The organism is Nitratireductor sp. CH_MIT9313-5, from assembly GCF_037029545.1.
GTDB lineage: Bacteria > Pseudomonadota > Alphaproteobacteria > Rhizobiales > Rhizobiaceae > Chelativorans.
Genome location: NZ_JAYMER010000010.1, coordinates 490824 through 506458, shown reverse-complemented (window position 1 = coordinate 506458; position 15635 = coordinate 490824). Strand labels below are relative to the sequence as shown.

Here is a 15635-nt window from a genome sequence, read left to right as displayed (position 1 = left end):
CGCCTCACGGCAGCGGGCACAAAAAAACCGGCCAATGCAAATATCGCAAAGCCGGTCAGGAACGCTGCACGGCCTTTTAGCGACTTGTTTAACGTGGCTGCAAGCCGACCGGCCAAATCACCACGAGATCGGGCTGCTTTTAAGCCTCAAGCCCCTTTGCGTCAACGCTGGTGATGGGCTAAGTGAGGCGGCTTCAACCCGTGGGAACTTCCGATGAGCTCTTCCGACCGCCCCCAGCCGAAACCCGGCGTGATGGAAATTTCTGCCTATGTGCCCGGCCGCGAAACGGCCGAAGGCGTGGCAAAGGTCTACAAGCTGTCTTCCAACGAGACACCGCTTGGCCCTTCGCCCAAGGCCATAGAAGCCATGCAGGCGGTTACGAACCATCTTGAGCTTTATCCCGACGGCGCAGCCCACGCGCTTCGTGATGCGATCGCGGAAATCCACGGGCTGAACCCTGCCAATATTCTCTGCTCGAACGGTTCGGACGAACTCCTGGGACTGCTCGCTCATGTCTATTTGAGTGCAGGCGATGAGGCGGTTTTCACTGAGCACGGCTTCCTCGTCTACCGCATTCAGACGCTGGCCAACGGCGCAACTCCGGTCGTCGTCAAGGAAAAGAATGCGCGCGCCGATGTTGATGCAATCCTTGCCGCGGTCACCGAGCGCACCAAGATCGTCTTCCTCGCCAACCCGAACAATCCGACCGGAACCTACCTCCCGGTGGACGAGGTCCGCCGCTTGCAGGCCGGACTGCCGCCCCATGTTCTGCTGGTGATCGACGCAGCCTATGCGGAATATGTGCACCGCAACGACTATGAGGCAGGCGTGGAGCTCGTCTCCTCCTGCCAGAACGTCGTCATGACGCGGACCTTCTCCAAGATCTACGGGCTTGCCGCCCTGCGCATCGGCTGGATGTACGGTCCGGCACATGTGGTGGACGCGATCAATCGCGTGCGTGGCCCGTTCAACGTAAACGCAATGGCGATCGCGGCAGGTGCTGCGGCCATCCGCGACCGCGAACATCTGGCAAAGGCGGTGGCGTTCAACGACGAGTGGTTGAACTGGCTGACGAAGGAATTTGAGCGGATCGGCTTGAGAGTGACCCCCAGCGTCGGCAATTTCCTGCTGATTCACTTCCCCGATGCAAAAGGCAAGGGCGCGGCAGAGGCCGACGAGCATCTCGTCTCGCGTGGCTTCGTCCTGCGTCGCGTCACCGCCTACGGCTTCCCCAACGCCTTGCGCATGAGTGTCGGGACCGAAGAAGCAAATCGCGGCGTCGTCGCCGCCCTTACGGAGTTCATGAATGGCTGAGGCCATGACAGAACCTATGTTTGAGAAGGTTGCGCTGATCGGCATTGGCCTGATCGGTTCATCGCTCGCACGAGTCATTCGCCGTGAAAATCTGGCGGCCGAGATCATCGTCTCGACCCGGAGCGCCGAGACGCTGAAACGCGCCGAAGCGCTCGAACTGGGTGATGCCTATTTTCAGGATGCCGCCCAGGCGGTTGAAGGTGCCGATCTTGTCGTCGTCAGCGTTCCCGTCGGCGCATCCGGCACCGTCGCCAAGGCGATTGCGGGAACACTAAAGCCCGGCGCAATCGTTACAGACGTCGGCTCCACCAAGGGCTCCGTCATCTCCCAGATGCAGCCCGAACTGCCCAACCATGTCCATTTCATTCCCGGCCACCCGATCGCCGGCACCGAGCATTCAGGCCCCGATGCAGGCTTTGCGGAACTTTTTGAAGGACGCTGGTGCATTCTGACTCCACCCACCGGGACCGACCAGGAAGCGGTGTCAAACCTGACCCGTTTTTGGGAACGGTGCGGTTCAACCGTGGAGGTGATGGACCCGGAGCATCACGACATGGTGCTCGCTATCGTGTCTCACCTGCCCCACATCATTGCCTACAACATCGTTGGTACGGCCGATGATCTGGAGACGGTGACGAAATCGGAAGTCATCAAATATTCCGCTTCCGGCTTTCGTGACTTTACCCGCCTTGCCGCGTCCGATCCCACCATGTGGCGGGATGTGTGCCTGCACAATCGGGATGCGATCCTCGAAATGCTGGGACGGTTCTCGGAAGATCTTTCCGCACTGCAGCGCGCGATCCGTTGGGGCGACGGCGACAAGCTGTTCGACCTGTTCACCCGCACGCGCGCCATTCGCCGCTCGATCATCGAGGCGGGTCAGGATATCGACGTGCCGGATTTCGGCCGCCACGTCGTTGCACATCCGAAGAAGGACTAGGCTGCGAGCGCCTCGCCGACGCGGTCGCGGATTTCCGCGAGCGTGAAGGGCTTGTTGACGACGCCCTTGGCGGTGCCATCGAGTTCTGCCGCGCGTTCGCGCTGATCGGCAAAGCCGGTCATGAGCAAAAGCCGCAGGTCAGGAAAGGTGCTTGCCGCTTCACGCGCCATCTCGATGCCGTCCATGGCCGGCATGCGGATGTCGGAAAGCACCAGATCAAAACTGCCTTCCGCAGCCTTGATCTTGTCGAGCCCGTCCATGCCGTCCTCGGCGGTCTCTACCGTGTGACCGGCAGCCGCAAGGGCACGAGCGGTGAAGGTTCTGACGGAAACGTCGTCTTCAACAATGAGAAGTCTAGCCATGGCGTCAATCTCGCCGCAAATCGTTACGGTTCACTGAACGCAAGCGGATACGAAAGGTTCAGTCTTCGCCCTTGATCACACCAACGAAGGGCAGTTCACGGAATGCATGTGCTACATCCATTCCGTATCCGACGACAAAGTAGTCTGGGCACTCGAACCCGACAAAATCCGCGTCCAGCGTTGCCTTTCGACGCGACCTCTTGTCGAGAAGAACGGCGATGTCCACCTTGTTTGCCCCACGCGAAAGCATGAGTTCGCGCGTGTATTTCAACGTATTTCCTGATTCGAGGATGTCGTCGATGAGCAGAATGTCGCGCCCGCGCACATCATTGTCGATATCCCGCAGGACCTTGATCTCACCGGCGGTTTTACCTGCACCATAGGAAGAGATCATGATGAACTCGACTTCCGGCGAGATGCCCACATCATTCATCGCGCGAATGAGATCGGCCGCGAAGATGAAGGAGCCTTTCAACACCGAAATGACCAGGAGATCCTTGTAGTCGCGCTTTGCGATTTCTTTCGCAAGTTCCAGATTGCGGCGCGCGATCGTCGACGCCGAAAAGAGTACCTCGATTTCCTTGCCACGCACCTGATGCATCAGCGGGCGAACTCCTGAAAAGAAACTGAAACGGACTGGACCCCCTCTTTAGGGGCCACCAGCCGACCGGAGAAGGCAATGCGTCCGCCCGGCTCCAGCTGGTCTTCATTTGTCCCCAGATAATGGTGCATCTTGTGTCCGTCACTGGAGGCCAGCGTGATCACAAGCCCGGGAACTGCGGCCACATCGTGACCGTCATTCTCGACCATCCCTTCCACCAACACCACCGAACGCTGGCCGTCACCTGCCGGAAGAACGCGGCTGGAAGTGCTTTCCAACCGCAGGGGTGCAGCTTCCCCCTGCAGCAGGGAGCCAAGAAATGAGGGCAATTGATGCCCGCCCGCCATCCAGAATGCACAGAACGCAATGAGCGCACCCGCCACCCAAAAGGCCATGCCTCCGCGACCCGCGTGATCCCCGCTTGGCACTTGCCCACCAGCCAGACTGGCAAAGCCGGTGCCGATTGCGGATGCGCTTTTGTCCGGGTTGGTGCCCAATCCCGCCACGGGACCAAAAGGGTGGCTCACAGTTTCGTATTCGGCATCGACGATATCGCCACCACCTGCGAGGGAGGCTCGGCCTTCTGCCCCGAAGTGACTGCCCGCAACCAAACCTGTGGAACTGAAACGCGCCATTGCACCCATTTTTGTGCCAAGGGTCCTTTTTCTGTCAGTCTCCAGCGTATAGACCCCAATGGTTAACATTTGCCCGAAGCACGCAAATCTTAACGACGAATTAACCATGTTCATCTGAAGGTCGGATGAAGCCTGGCAGAAGGCCTTCGCCGCTTCATCACTCCAACCAGCAGGTCGTGCCACGTGATCCGCTTAGAAAATGTCGGTCTGAGATACGGTATGGGTCCGGAAGTGTTGCGCGACATTTCGCTCAACATTCCCGAACGCTCCTTCCAGTTCCTGAGCGGTCCTTCGGGGACGGGCAAGACCACCCTCCTGCGCCTGCTTTTCATGTCGCTGAAGCCGACCCGCGGGCTTATCACGATCTTCGGCAAGGACCGCGCGCGCATTACCCGTGAGGAACTGCCTCATATCCGGCGCCGCATCGGCGTTGTCTTCCAGGATTTCCGCCTGCTCGACCACCTCACGACCTATGAGAACGTCGCGCTGCCGCTGCGTGTGCGTGGCCGTGAAGAGGCAAGCTACCGAAACGACGTTACCGACCTCTTGAAATGGGTGGGTCTCGGCGACCGGATGCATGTGCTTCCGCCCGTATTGTCCGGCGGCGAAAAACAGCGCGCCGCAATCGCCCGCGCGCTGATCGAGCAGCCGCGCATCCTTCTTGCCGACGAACCCACCGGCAATGTGGACCCTCAGCTTGCCCGGCGTCTTCTGCGCCTGCTTATCGAGCTGAACCGAATGGGTACGGCGGTCGTCATTGCCACCCACGATATCGGGCTTATGGATCAGGTGGACGCCCGAAGGCTTGTCCTGTCAGGCGGGAGGCTTGATGTCTATGAATAGCCTCGTCCGGCGGCCTTCACCTCGGAGGCGCTCGTGAATCAACACGCCGCACGCCCACAATCCAGTCCCAAGCCGAAACCCGGAAGGTCGGCACCCAAAGCTGGATGGCGCCAACTTGCTGAAACAGCCACATCGGCTCTGCGCCGACCCTTTGCCAAGGCGACACGACGGCGCACGCCCATCGTACCGCCGGACAATGTTGCCGGCCGCGCCATGGTGCTGGTCATCGCGATCATGACCTTCCTCTCCTGCCTGACGCTCGGGGCGGTAACGCTGGTGCGCGACACCGCTGCCACCTGGCAGACGCAGATCGCGCGCGAGGCGACCATCCAGATCAAGCCGGACGAGAACCTAGATATTGACGCGGCACTGCAGAAGGCACGCGAAATCGCCGGAGAATTTAGCGGTGTTCTGCAGGCAACCATCGTGGACAATGAAGCCACGGCCCGGCTCCTGGAGCCTTGGCTGGGCACAGGCCTGGATATGGAGGAACTGCCGGTCCCCCGCCTTGTCATCGTCACCATCGACCCGCGCGAGAAGCCGGATTTCGAGAGTATGCGGGCGCGATTGTCGCAGGAGGTGCCCTCAGCCAACCTGGATGACCACCGCACTTGGGTCGACCGGCTGGTCGCGATGGCGCGAACCACGGTGACCATCGGCCTCTCGGTCCTGAGCCTCATGCTTGTCGCCACAGCATTGACCGTTATCTTCGCCACCCGCGGTGCGATGTCGGGCAATGGCCACGTGATCGAGGTGCTCCACTTCGTCGGTGCCGAAGCACCCTATATCGCGCGGCAATTCCGCCGCCACTTCCTGCTTGCCGGCATGCGCGGTGCTGCAGCTGGTGGCCTGGCGGCGATCATTGTCTTCGTGCTGTTTTCCTGGTGGTCTGCGCGCAATGTTGCCACGCCGGAAGCGGATCAGGCATCGGCACTGTTCGGCAACTTCGCCATCGGTATGTCCGGCTATATGGGGGTCGGTCTGATCGTCTGCGTGATCGCCATCCTGACCGCTGCAACCTCCCATTTCACGGTCATCAGCTACCTGAAGCGCATCGAGACCTGACCTTCAGGGCGGGCTCACGCATTGATTCAGCGCGTTATTCTTTTTGCATACCCGATACGAGGGCGTCCTCTACTTGCCTAAATTGTGAGATAACGCTTTCTATATGACGAGTATGGCACACACCGATTCGACGCATATACCCGACCGGAAGACGTCGCGCTTTGCCCTGACGTCGCGGTGGCTCTTGCGTGGTAGCCTCTTCCTTTCGGCCGCTTTCGTCGGTGGCTTTGCCGTTTTCGCCGCCCACATCGCTTCGCTTGAGACACCCGCCGAGTTCGCGGCCGCAGATGGCATTGTGGTGCTGACAGGCGGCCAATCGCGCCTTGATACCGGGGTTGACCTCCTCAAGGCGGGCAAGGGCAAGCGCCTGCTCATCAGTGGCGTCAACCCAAAGGCGCGGATGGAAGATCTTCGCCTTGCCACTGGCGGTGAGGAGAGGCTGTTCGATTGCTGCGTCGATATCGATCGCGCAGCCCTCAACACGATCGGCAATGCGGAAGAAAGCGCCAAATGGGCAGCCGCCAACACCTATGGCAGCATTATCGTGGTAACGAACAACTACCATATGCCGCGCAGCCTTCTGGAAATGCGCCGCATCCTGCCCAAGGCTGACCTCCAGCCCTACCCGGTGGTCAATACACCTCTTCGCAGCAATGTCTGGTTTTCCAAACCCGATGCGCTTCGCGTGCTCGCGACGGAATATTCCAAATATGTCGCTGCCCTTGCACGCGGTATGCTTCCCGTCACCAATGCGGTTGAACCATACGAGATGGTGCGCGCGAACGTCTCCGCTCAGTAGTGGCAGTGATGCTGCGGGGCTTTCCGCCTCGGGAAAGTTGAGCTAACCACGTCGGCAGAAGGGTATCTCAGCCCGACCGAATGGATAGCCGATATGCTGCAGCTTCGCTCCCTGGCATACAACATCGCGTTTTATGTCAATCTGATCGTCCTGATGATCATTTTCACGCCCATCTATTTCGTGGTGCCTCGCCGCATGGCCTGGTTTGCACCAAAAACCTGGGCGCGCACGAGCATGTGGCTTCACCGCATTATCGTCGGAACAAAGGTTGATATTCAGGGGCTGGAACATCTGCCCGAAGGGCCGTGCATTCTGGCACCAAAGCACCAGTCCTTCTGGGATACTTTTGCCTTTCTTCCCGTGATCCCCGACGCACTCTATATTCTGAAGCGCGAATTGATGTGGATACCGCTGTTCGGCTGGTATGTTGCCAAGATGCGCATGATCCCGATCAACCGCGGAAGCAGGTCGAAGGCACTGCGCCAGGCCGTTGCGAAAGCGCGTGAGCGCATGCAGGAGCGCCGTCAGCTCATCATCTATCCCGAAGGCACCCGCCGCCCTCCCGGTGCAGAGCCCGCCTACAAATACGGGATCGTGGAGCTCTACTGTCAGCTTGACGTACCGGTGGTGCCCATTGCCCATGTCGCGGGCCTCTATTGGCCACGCCGCCGCTTCCTGCGCTATCCCGGAACGATCAGGGCACGGTTTCTGCCACCGATCCCGCCGGGCCTCTCCCGTGCCGAGTTCCAGGACCGCCTTGTGCGTGAAACAGAAACGGCCTGCGACGAGCTCTTGCTTGATGCAGCCCATAGCGAAAATCCGCCACCAATGCCACCAACCGCTGCAGCACGCCTGGCGGAACTGCGTGGGCTGGAGCGAGTCTAGACGGGGTGTCTGGGCAAAAGCTTCGCTACGCCCTTCAGCCAGTGATCCTGTATTCCCAACGCCTCGAGATGTTCAACCGTGTTGAGCACATATTCGTTGTTGGGTCCGGATTGCCCGTGTGATGCGGCGACCGTCTCGGCTGCATGTGCCATGTCCATCCGGCCAGCATATTGCGCGTGGCTCCGGTCAACAACATAGGTCAAGGCTTCGACCTGCCGTCCATCTGCCAGCCGTACCGGCAACTGACGCTCAAGATAGACATTTGTCACCAGTTCGCGTGAACGAAGATAGGTCACGACCTCCTCACGCAAGTCTCCCGGCACGCGAAATGCGAGGCCAAGGCACGAGCCGCCGCGGTCAAGTCCGAGCACCAGTCCAGGCTTCTCCGGTGTTCCGCGATGGACGTGGGAGCGAACGCAAAGGGCGCGGCGATAGCCGAACAGGCGTCCCTTCATGGTTTCCACATGGGCAAAACCGGGACGCCACATCAAAGAGCCGTAGCCAAAGACCCAAAAATCGTCCATTTCCACCTGCCAGTTGCGTGTTATCGCCGATGCAGCGATGTGGAGCGAGTAGCGGGAGCAGGACCATGACGTCAAGAAATGCCGGTGGATCTCGGATCTTTCGTCGCTTCGGCTGGTTTGCCGCCGCGATTGTTCTCGCAATCGCCGCCTATTCCGGCGGCTGGTTCTATCTCGCAGGGAAGCTCGAAGCCGAAGCGAAGGAAGCCGTCGCAAAGCTGAACCGAAACGGCACCCGCGCACATTGTGAGGAGCCGGATGCCCGCGGCTACCCCTTCCGCATCGGCCTTCATTGCGGCAGCGTCTTTTACGAAAATGTTCAGCGAGGCATCTCCATTCGTGCTGGTGAGTTCCGCTCCGCAGCCCAGGTCTACCAGCCGCAGCACCTGGTCGGTGAGCTTGACGGCCCCGCCGAGCTGGAACTGCCGATTACCGCACCTCTGACAATCGAATGGGATATTTTCCGCGCAAGCATTCGCCTTGATCATCCTTTGCCACAACGCCTCTCGAGTGAAACGCGCCAGCTCCGGATCGCGCTGGAAGAGGAGCCCTCGCAGATATTGGCGACGGCCGAGCTCGGCGAATTTCATGCCCGACGCCATGACGGCAATCTTCAGATGGCAGGACTGCTGCGCGAAGCGGTGGCCTCCGAGGCTGCAGGAATCACGCTGCCGGCGCTTGACGCGCGATTTGCTGCCACCTTGAAGAATGGCGAGGAAATCATTCTGGCAAATTCCAGCAATCTGCGCGGCACCGAATGGCTACTCGATGAATTGGTAATCAGCCAGTCCGGCAGCACCGCACAGATCGCCGCTTCAGGCCCTTTGAGCATTGATGACGATGGACGCGTTAACGGGCTTCTGGAGATTTCCGTGCGCGACGTTGAACAGATACTGACCTTCGTCGCAGATAATGCACCCGAACTTGCCGGACAGATCGACGGTGTCAGACCGCTGGTCCTGGGGCTGGCTCAAAAACCGATGGAGCTGCGCATCAACAAGGGCCGCATGATGCTGGGATTCATTCCGCTAGGAGAAATCCCGCCGCTCTAGGCACTACTGTAGCTCCAGCAGGCGCTCCAGATACTGTTTTTCCAGTTCAGGGCTCAACGCGTCGCCCAGACGCTTGCGTATGGCATCCAGTATCTCTCGCGCACGCTGGCGGTCGATCTCGTCTGGCACCTCGACCGAATCCCCGAAATCCGGCCCGGTGCTCGCGCGCGGCCGTCCGAGCGGGTCCTGCCCGTTCTGCCCCTGCGCGCGCCCCTGCTGGCCCTGACCCTGCTGCCCCTGCATGGCCTGCTGCATCTGGTTCATCATGTCCTGTGCGCCGCGGCGCATGGCTTCAAGAGCACGTCCCTGCTCACCGACAGCCCGTTCGCCCTCACCTTCACCAAGAGCGCCTTCGGCCTCACCCATGGCCTCACCGGCCTCGCCGAAGCCTTCGCCCGGCTGGATGCCCATTCCCTCAAGGCCCTCCATCAGCCCCTGCAGTTCCTGCTGCAGCTGACCCTGACCCTGCTGGAGCTCGCGCAAGGCATCAGCGAATTCTTCTGCCGTCATGCCCTGCCCGTTCTCACCCTGTTGCTCACCCTCGCCACCGGGTTGGCCGGGCTGGTTCATCTGCCCCTGCTGATTGCCACGCTGCTGCTGGTCAAGCCGGAATGTCTCGTTCATGAGTTCCTGCTGGCGGCGCATCAGGTCTCCCAACTGATCCATCTGCTGTCGCATCTGGGATTGCTGCTGGCCGTTCTGCCCCTGTTGCGGGCGCCCGGCCTGCAGGTTGTTCATCATGTCCTGCAACTGCGAAAGCAAATCCTGCGCCTGATCACGTGCGCCGTTCTTTGCCAGCTCCTCCAGCTGATCCATCATGCGCTCCAGATCGCTTTGCGTCATGGTCTGCGCGTTCTGGCTCTGGGAAGACTGGTTATTCTGCTGCTGATTACGCTCGGCGAATTCGCGCAGGAATTCGCGCATGGCCTCGCGCAGCTCGCTCATCAACTGTTCGATTTCTTCGTCACTTGCGCCGTCCTCCAGTGCCTGACGCAAGGCCTCCTGCGCCTGCCGAAGTCGCTTTTCGGCTGCCGTCAGATCGCCATCCTCGATAATGAGTGCGATCTCCCAAAGGTCGTCAACCACCTGCCGCAGCGCGTCTTCACTGCGCGCCATGCCAAGCTTCGACCTCACCGCTGAAAGCAGGAGAAAATGCTGCGGCTCATCGAAGGTCTCCTCCGGCCACAAGAGCACAGCATCCATCATCCGCGCCACCAGCTCGCGCTCGCGTGCATCAAGTGCAAGCATCTGTCGTTGCTCGATCAAGGCCCGCGAGATGGGATTGGTGAACGGCCGCTGCGGCAGCTTGAACACCTTGGCTTCGCTGCGCCCGACCTGGTTTGCAGCATCGCGCGCTTCAAGGACAAGCCGTACAGGCCTGCCTGCCCATGGATGTTCGGTGAGATCGACGGAACTCTTGGCCGCACCTTCCTTCGCGTTGCGGCGCGGCAGGCCGAGTACGATTTCCGGAGCTTCGTAAAGCGCCTGTGCCTTCGGGTCGATCTCTTCCAACTCGAGAACACCCACGGCGCTTACCGCGCCGTAATCATCCGTGATGGAATATATGAGTTCCAGCGCACCATTGGCCGCGCGCCGCGGCTCTTCCGTGAAGCTTACCTGTGGCGGTGCATCGGGAATGATCTGGAAGCTCCAGGCCTTGTCAGCCACGCCGCCGCCACCCAGCTCAACCTGGCCTTTGCGGTCGAGAAGCAGGGAGAATTGCCGCCCGCCAGCGCCTTCACCGGAAGCCTCGGGAGCAACAGGCGCTGCATCCTCCCCATCTGAGCGAAAGGAGAGTGAGGTGCCCTCTCCGCCACCACTGATACGCACCTGCAACTGGCTGTTTACCGGAACCGAGAAACTTTCCTGCCCGCTATTCGCTTCCGCGGTAAGGAAGATCGGTGCCTTGCCGGTATAGGACGGTGGCGTCACCCATGCATCGACGCGCGCCGTCGCAGCTTCTGCGTCGGCACCGCCACCGAAAATGTCCGACACGCTGCCACTCATCGGGCTGACCGAGAAGGCGAGCGCTGTCACGAAGAGCAGTGCCACTACCGCCCGCAGCCCCCAGGGATCCCGGTCGGGCACGCGCGTGCGCGGCAAGTCACTCTGGACCTGCGAAAGCTGCCTGGCCATGCGAGCCTGATGTTCTGACCACAGCGCCCGGGAGAACGCATCCTCACCACCCGATGCAAGGCGGTCGCGCTGCGTGGCGGCGGGCGCATGCTGCAGGCGGTTGGCCTGTTCGATGCGCCTATCCACCTCCGGTTCGCTTGGCTGTTTCAGGCTGCGGAATGGCCAGAAGGAAACAAGCAGACAAACGCCCAGAACAAGAAGAATGGCAATTCTGAGCCATTCCGGCACGACGCGAAACACGCCCAGCCAGGCAAGGCTGAGGAACAAGCCGGTGGTGAGCACAATGGGCAGCAGGAGCGGCCATAGCCGCTCGAACACCATGGTCATCCGTGTGATGGCACGCATCCTGCCAAGGCGCGTCATCAGCGATCCATGCTCGCGGGAAACCCTGTTGTCGCTCGTTTCGGCCATATCTGCGATCCGTGCCAATCACGCCTTCATGCGTAGGGAATGAGGATAACAGCAATCACGGCGAAGGCGAGGCATGTGGGGGCATTTCCCGCCTCGATACGTTCACGATTGCCTTATGGCCCACGCCTTATCTGCGATCCACCGCACCCACATCCAGAAGCGGCGAAGCGTCGATCATTTCGGCATTGAGCATGGCACCGACCTTTTCCAGAGCGGCCACGATCATGGCCTGCTCCCAATCGGGCAACCGTTCAAACTGGTCGGAAAATGTTCGCTGCAGCGGATCGGGAGCGGATTCGATCATCTGCTTGCCTGAATCCGTGGGCGCCACCCACACGACGCGTCTGTCGCGCTCGCCACGGGTGCGCGTGACAAGCCCTGCGATTTCCAGCTTGTCGACCAGTGAGGTTGCCGTCGCCTGACCGATACCGGCCTTGCCGGCAATATCCTTTGGGGTTGCCCGCCCGGCTGCCGTCACAATCTCCAATACGATCAATTGCGGCGTCGTTAGCCCCGTCGCCTTGGCGAGCCGGCGCGCGTTAAGTTCCGTCGCCCTCAATATGCGCCTGAGCGCGATCAATGTTGTCTGTGTCCGGTCTTCCATTGCCCCACCTGAACGTGATGCCCACCGGTGTTTTGATAGCAGAAATTCTTTATTTTGATTAGCGAAAGATTTTTCGCCATTGATTCCCGTCGTTTAGCGGGTTTTGCGGCCCAAAATGAACTTTTTTTGCTGTTCAGCGGTTGAAATATGGTTCGCTGATCGTAATATTCAGCGCAACGAAGAGGAGAGTCATGAGCCCCAGTGAGATCAAACTTGTCCGGAAAAATTCCGGGACAATTTCATTCCGCATGCCGGTTACGGAGGACGGCACGGCTGTGTGGAATCTCATCCGCTCCTGCGAACCGCTCGACGAGAATTCCCTCTACTGCAACCTCCTGCAGTGCGATCATTTCGCAGACACCTGTGTCGTCGCCGAGCGCGATGACGGCGAGGTTCTGGGCTGGATTTCAGGCTATCTGATGCCTGATGATCCAAGCACGTTGTTCGTCTGGCAGGTGGCCGTCGACGCGCGCGCGCAGGGTCAGGGCGTTGCAAAGCGCATGCTCAACGCACTGCTGGAGCGTGATTGCTGCGACCAGGTCGACACGATCAAGACCACGATCACCCGCGACAACGATGCCAGCTGGGCGCTTTTCCGCTCCTTTGCCCGCTCACAGGGCGCAAAGCTGAGCGACGAGCCCTACTTCCGCAAGGAAGAACATTTCGACGGCGAGCATGCCACCGAGCACATGGTGACCATCTCGCTGATGAATGCGGCACGCAGCGCCGCCTGAAGGCAGGCGCGCCCGCACCGAACCAACCCGAAAGGAAGTATCATGACGACCGTTACGACGGACGATAAAGCTGTGTTTGAACGCCGGGAATCGGCTGCGCGATCCTATTGCCGCAGCTTTCCGGTTGTTTTCGAGAAAGCCAAAGGCGCAGTGCTGACGGGCGCTGACGGCAAGGACTATATCGACTTCCTCGCCGGCTGCTCCTCGCTCAATTACGGGCATAACGACCCGGACATGAAGACGGCCCTTGTCGACTACATCACCAATGACGGCGTCACTCACGGGCTCGACATGCATACGAGCGCAAAGGCTGCGTTTCTGGAGGCATTCGAGCGCATCGTGCTCAAGCCGCGCAACATGGACTACCGCATGATGTTCATGGGCCCGACCGGCGCCAATGCCGTCGAGGCAGCGCTCAAGCTTGCGCGCAAGGTGACGGGCCGCACCAATGTGATTTCCTTCACCAACGGCTTTCATGGCGTGACGCTTGGTGCATTGGCCGCCACCGGCAACGGCTATCACCGTGGCGGTGCAGGTGTGCCGCTGACCGGTGTCTCCCGCATGCCCTTCGAGGGCTCGATGGGCAAGGATGTCGACACGGCTGACTTCCTGAACCGTATGCTCTCGGAGCCATCCAGCGGCATTGAACCGCCGGCAGCCATCATCTTGGAGACCGTTCAGGGCGAAGGTGGCCTTAACGCCGCTTCGCGCAACTGGGTGCGCCGTGTGGCCGAGATCGCCCGTGCCCATGGCGCGATGTTCATCGTCGATGACATTCAGGCAGGCTGCGGTCGCACCGGCTCCTTCTTCTCCTTCGAGGAGATGGGTGTCGAGCCTGACATGATCACCATGGCGAAGTCGCTATCCGGCTTCGGTCTGCCGCTGGCGATGCTGCTCATCAAGCCCGAGCATGACATTTTCGGACCTGCCGAACACAACGGCACCTTCCGAGGCAACAACCATGCCTTCGTGACCGCGCGGGTTGCCCTTGAGAAATACTGGGCAGACAGCGACTTCCAGACCGAGATCCGCAAGCGCGCCGACCTTATGAAGAAGCGCCTGGGCGAGATCGCGGCCATGCTTCCCGATGCGCGCCTCAAGGGCCGAGGCATGATGCAGGGTATCGATGTCGGCTCCGGTGAGCTTGCAAGCGAGATTTGCGCACGCTGCTTTGCAGCAGGTCTCATCATCGAAACCTCGGGCGCACATGACGAGGTCGTGAAGATCCTGTGCCCGATCAACATTGAAATTGGAACCTTTTCCCGTGGTCTCGACATTCTTGAAGAGGCCGTTGGTGAAATTGCACGTTCCACCAAGATTGCAGCGGAGTAATTTCAGATGATCGTACGTGACCTGAACGAAGCGAAAGGCACCGAACGCCATATCCATTCCAATGGGTGGGACAGTGTTCGCCTGCTCCTGAAGTCCGACAATATGGGTTTCAGCTTCCACATCACCACGATCCACGCCAACGCCGAACTCGAGATGCATTACAAGAACCATCTTGAGAGCGTGTATTGCGTGGACGGTACAGGCTCGATTGAGGATCTTGCGACCGGGGAGATCCATCAGATCCGCCCGGGCGTGATGTACGCGCTGGACAAGCACGACAAGCACATCCTGCGCGCGAACGACAAGCCGATGATCATGGCTTGTGTGTTCAACCCGCCGGTGACGGGCAAGGAAGTTCACCAGGAAGACGGCTCCTACGCACTCGAGGCCGAAGAGGCGTGAGATAAGAACTTCTCGCGCCTTCCAATCCAAAGGAAGAAGGAGAAGCGAAATGTCTGCCATCAAAAACCCGGTTGAGCGAACCAGCGACCCCTATCCGAGCCGGCTGCATGAAGAAAAGTGGCTGCCGCGCGAGGATAAGGTGGTCTGGTCCCAATGGCGTCCCGACGCGCCACTTACCGCCCAGCAGGCGGATCAGTTTGATCGTGACGGTTTTCTGATACTCAAGGATCTTTTCACTGAAGACGAGGTCAATGCACTCGTGACTGAATCCGCTGCGTTGCGCGGCGGCGAACGTGACCTCATCGACGGCAGCGTTGTCACCGAACCCGGTTCTGACGAGGTTCGCACCATCTTCAAGCTGCCGGAGCAGAGCCCGCTTTTCATGCGTCTGGCTTCTGACCGCAGATTGGCTGGTATCGTCAGCTTCCTGCTTGGTGATGACGTCTACATCCACCAGTCGCGCCTGAACTACAAGCCAGGCTTCACGGGCAAGGAATTCTACTGGCACTCTGATTTCGAGACCTGGCACGCGGAAGACGGCATGCCGCGCATGCGTGCAATCTCGGCCTCCCTGCTGCTCACGGACAATGACGGCAATAACGGTCCGCTGATGCTCATGCCCGGGTCGCACAAGACCTTCATTGCCTGTGCAGGAGAGACGCCGGAGGACAATCACAAGACCTCGCTCAAGAAGCAGGAAGTGGGTGTCCCCTCACATGAGGCGTTGACCAAGCTTGCTTCGGACCACGGAATCACGACGGCCACAGGCAAGGCTGGCACACTCGTACTCTTTGATTGCAACACGATGCATGGCTCCAACGGGAACATCACACCGTTCCCGCGTTCGAATGCCTTCTTCGTGTTCAACGCCATGTCGAACCAGCTCACCGAGCCGTTCGGCGCAAGCAAGCCCCGTCCAGACTTTCTCGCCGAACGTGGCGAGCCGACTCCGGTCAAGGTCGAGACGGGACGCCTGGTATAACCAGAAAGGCTACAGAC

General features: G+C 60.0%; 17 protein-coding genes and 1 riboswitch. Of the genes, 11 read left to right on the top strand and 6 right to left on the bottom strand.

Annotated features, from left to right (window positions below; all coding sequences use genetic code 11):
* Window positions 1–56: 56 nt before the first annotated feature.
* Window positions 57–134, bottom strand: a riboswitch (SAM riboswitch).
* A gap of 79 nt (window positions 135–213) precedes the next feature.
* Both hisC and WA367_RS03695 read left to right on the top strand, forming a co-directional pair.
* The gene (gene hisC / locus WA367_RS03700) at window positions 214–1314 is read left to right on the top strand and encodes a histidinol-phosphate transaminase (protein WP_336055430.1); all 1101 of its coding nucleotides are present in this window, start codon (window positions 214–216) and stop codon (window positions 1312–1314) included.
* A 4-nt stretch (window positions 1315–1318) separates the two neighbouring features.
* The gene (locus WA367_RS03695) at window positions 1319–2254 is read left to right on the top strand and encodes a prephenate/arogenate dehydrogenase family protein (RefSeq protein WP_336055523.1); all 936 of its coding nucleotides are present in this window, start codon (window positions 1319–1321) and stop codon (window positions 2252–2254) included.
* Here the strand turns inward: WA367_RS03695 and WA367_RS03690 are convergent.
* From WA367_RS03690 to WA367_RS03680, 3 genes are read right to left on the bottom strand one after another with little or no spacing between them, the layout of a single operon-like run.
* Complete coding sequence (locus WA367_RS03690) at window positions 2251–2616, bottom strand: response regulator (RefSeq protein WP_336055429.1); 366 nt, start codon at window positions 2614–2616, stop codon at window positions 2251–2253. The genes WA367_RS03695 and WA367_RS03690 overlap by 4 nt on opposite strands.
* A 58-nt stretch (window positions 2617–2674) precedes the next feature.
* Window positions 2675–3217 (bottom strand): hypoxanthine phosphoribosyltransferase, encoded by a 543-nt coding sequence (hpt, locus tag WA367_RS03685; protein ID WP_336055428.1) that lies wholly within the window; start codon window positions 3215–3217, stop codon window positions 2675–2677.
* Complete coding sequence (locus WA367_RS03680) at window positions 3217–4035, bottom strand: hypothetical protein (RefSeq protein ID WP_336055427.1); 819 nt, start codon at window positions 4033–4035, stop codon at window positions 3217–3219. The genes hpt and WA367_RS03680 overlap by 1 nt, the downstream gene beginning before the upstream one ends.
* Here WA367_RS03680 and ftsE point away from each other — a divergent pair, their 5' ends adjacent.
* The 4 genes from ftsE (at window position 4036) to WA367_RS03660 (ending at window position 7444) form a co-directional block, all read left to right on the top strand.
* Window positions 4036–4695 (top strand): cell division ATP-binding protein FtsE, encoded by a 660-nt coding sequence (gene ftsE, locus WA367_RS03675; RefSeq protein ID WP_336055426.1) that lies wholly within the window; start codon window positions 4036–4038, stop codon window positions 4693–4695.
* A gap of 138 nt (window positions 4696–4833) precedes the next feature.
* Window positions 4834–5760, top strand: coding sequence for a cell division protein FtsX (locus WA367_RS03670; RefSeq protein WP_336055522.1), 927 nt, complete (start codon window positions 4834–4836; stop codon window positions 5758–5760).
* 103 nt (window positions 5761–5863) lie between these two features.
* The gene (locus tag WA367_RS03665; protein ID WP_336055425.1) at window positions 5864–6559 is read left to right on the top strand and encodes a YdcF family protein; all 696 of its coding nucleotides are present in this window, start codon (window positions 5864–5866) and stop codon (window positions 6557–6559) included.
* Window positions 6560–6652: 93 nt separating this feature from the next.
* Window positions 6653–7444, top strand: coding sequence for a lysophospholipid acyltransferase family protein (locus WA367_RS03660; RefSeq protein WP_336055424.1), 792 nt, complete (start codon window positions 6653–6655; stop codon window positions 7442–7444).
* Here WA367_RS03660 and WA367_RS03655 read toward each other — a convergent pair.
* On the bottom strand, window positions 7441–7968 hold the full coding sequence (locus WA367_RS03655; RefSeq protein WP_336055423.1) for a gamma-glutamylcyclotransferase: 528 nt from the start codon (window positions 7966–7968) through the stop codon (window positions 7441–7443). The genes WA367_RS03660 and WA367_RS03655 overlap by 4 nt on opposite strands.
* Window positions 7969–8033: 65 nt before the next feature.
* On the opposite strand from WA367_RS03655, the gene WA367_RS03650 reads away from it, so the two are divergent.
* Window positions 8034–9017 (top strand): DUF2125 domain-containing protein, encoded by a 984-nt coding sequence (locus tag WA367_RS03650; RefSeq protein WP_336055422.1) that lies wholly within the window; start codon window positions 8034–8036, stop codon window positions 9015–9017.
* A gap of 3 nt (window positions 9018–9020) precedes the next feature.
* Here WA367_RS03650 and WA367_RS03645 read toward each other — a convergent pair whose 3' ends face one another.
* On the bottom strand, window positions 9021–11564 hold the full coding sequence (locus WA367_RS03645; protein WP_442935535.1) for a TIGR02302 family protein: 2544 nt from the start codon (window positions 11562–11564) through the stop codon (window positions 9021–9023).
* 127 nt (window positions 11565–11691) lie between these two features.
* Entirely contained in the window at window positions 11692–12168 is a 477-nt protein-coding gene (locus WA367_RS03640; RefSeq protein WP_336055420.1) for a MarR family winged helix-turn-helix transcriptional regulator, read from the bottom strand.
* A gap of 248 nt (window positions 12169–12416) precedes the next feature.
* Between WA367_RS03640 and ectA the strand changes: the two genes are divergently transcribed.
* Genes ectA through thpD form a run of 4 tightly spaced genes read left to right on the top strand, consistent with a single transcriptional unit; the run spans window position 12417 to window position 15618 of the window.
* Window positions 12417–12902, top strand: coding sequence for a diaminobutyrate acetyltransferase (ectA, locus tag WA367_RS03635; protein ID WP_336055419.1), 486 nt, complete (start codon window positions 12417–12419; stop codon window positions 12900–12902).
* A 42-nt stretch (window positions 12903–12944) separates the two neighbouring features.
* The gene (gene ectB / locus WA367_RS03630; protein ID WP_336055418.1) at window positions 12945–14234 is read left to right on the top strand and encodes a diaminobutyrate--2-oxoglutarate transaminase; all 1290 of its coding nucleotides are present in this window, start codon (window positions 12945–12947) and stop codon (window positions 14232–14234) included.
* A 6-nt stretch (window positions 14235–14240) separates the two neighbouring features.
* Window positions 14241–14636 (top strand): ectoine synthase, encoded by a 396-nt coding sequence (locus tag WA367_RS03625; protein WP_336055417.1) that lies wholly within the window; start codon window positions 14241–14243, stop codon window positions 14634–14636.
* Between the two features lie 49 nt (window positions 14637–14685).
* A complete protein-coding gene (thpD, locus tag WA367_RS03620; RefSeq protein ID WP_336055416.1) occupies window positions 14686–15618 on the top strand; it encodes an ectoine hydroxylase in 933 nt (310 codons plus the stop codon).
* The last annotated feature ends 17 nt before the right edge of the window (window positions 15619–15635 follow it).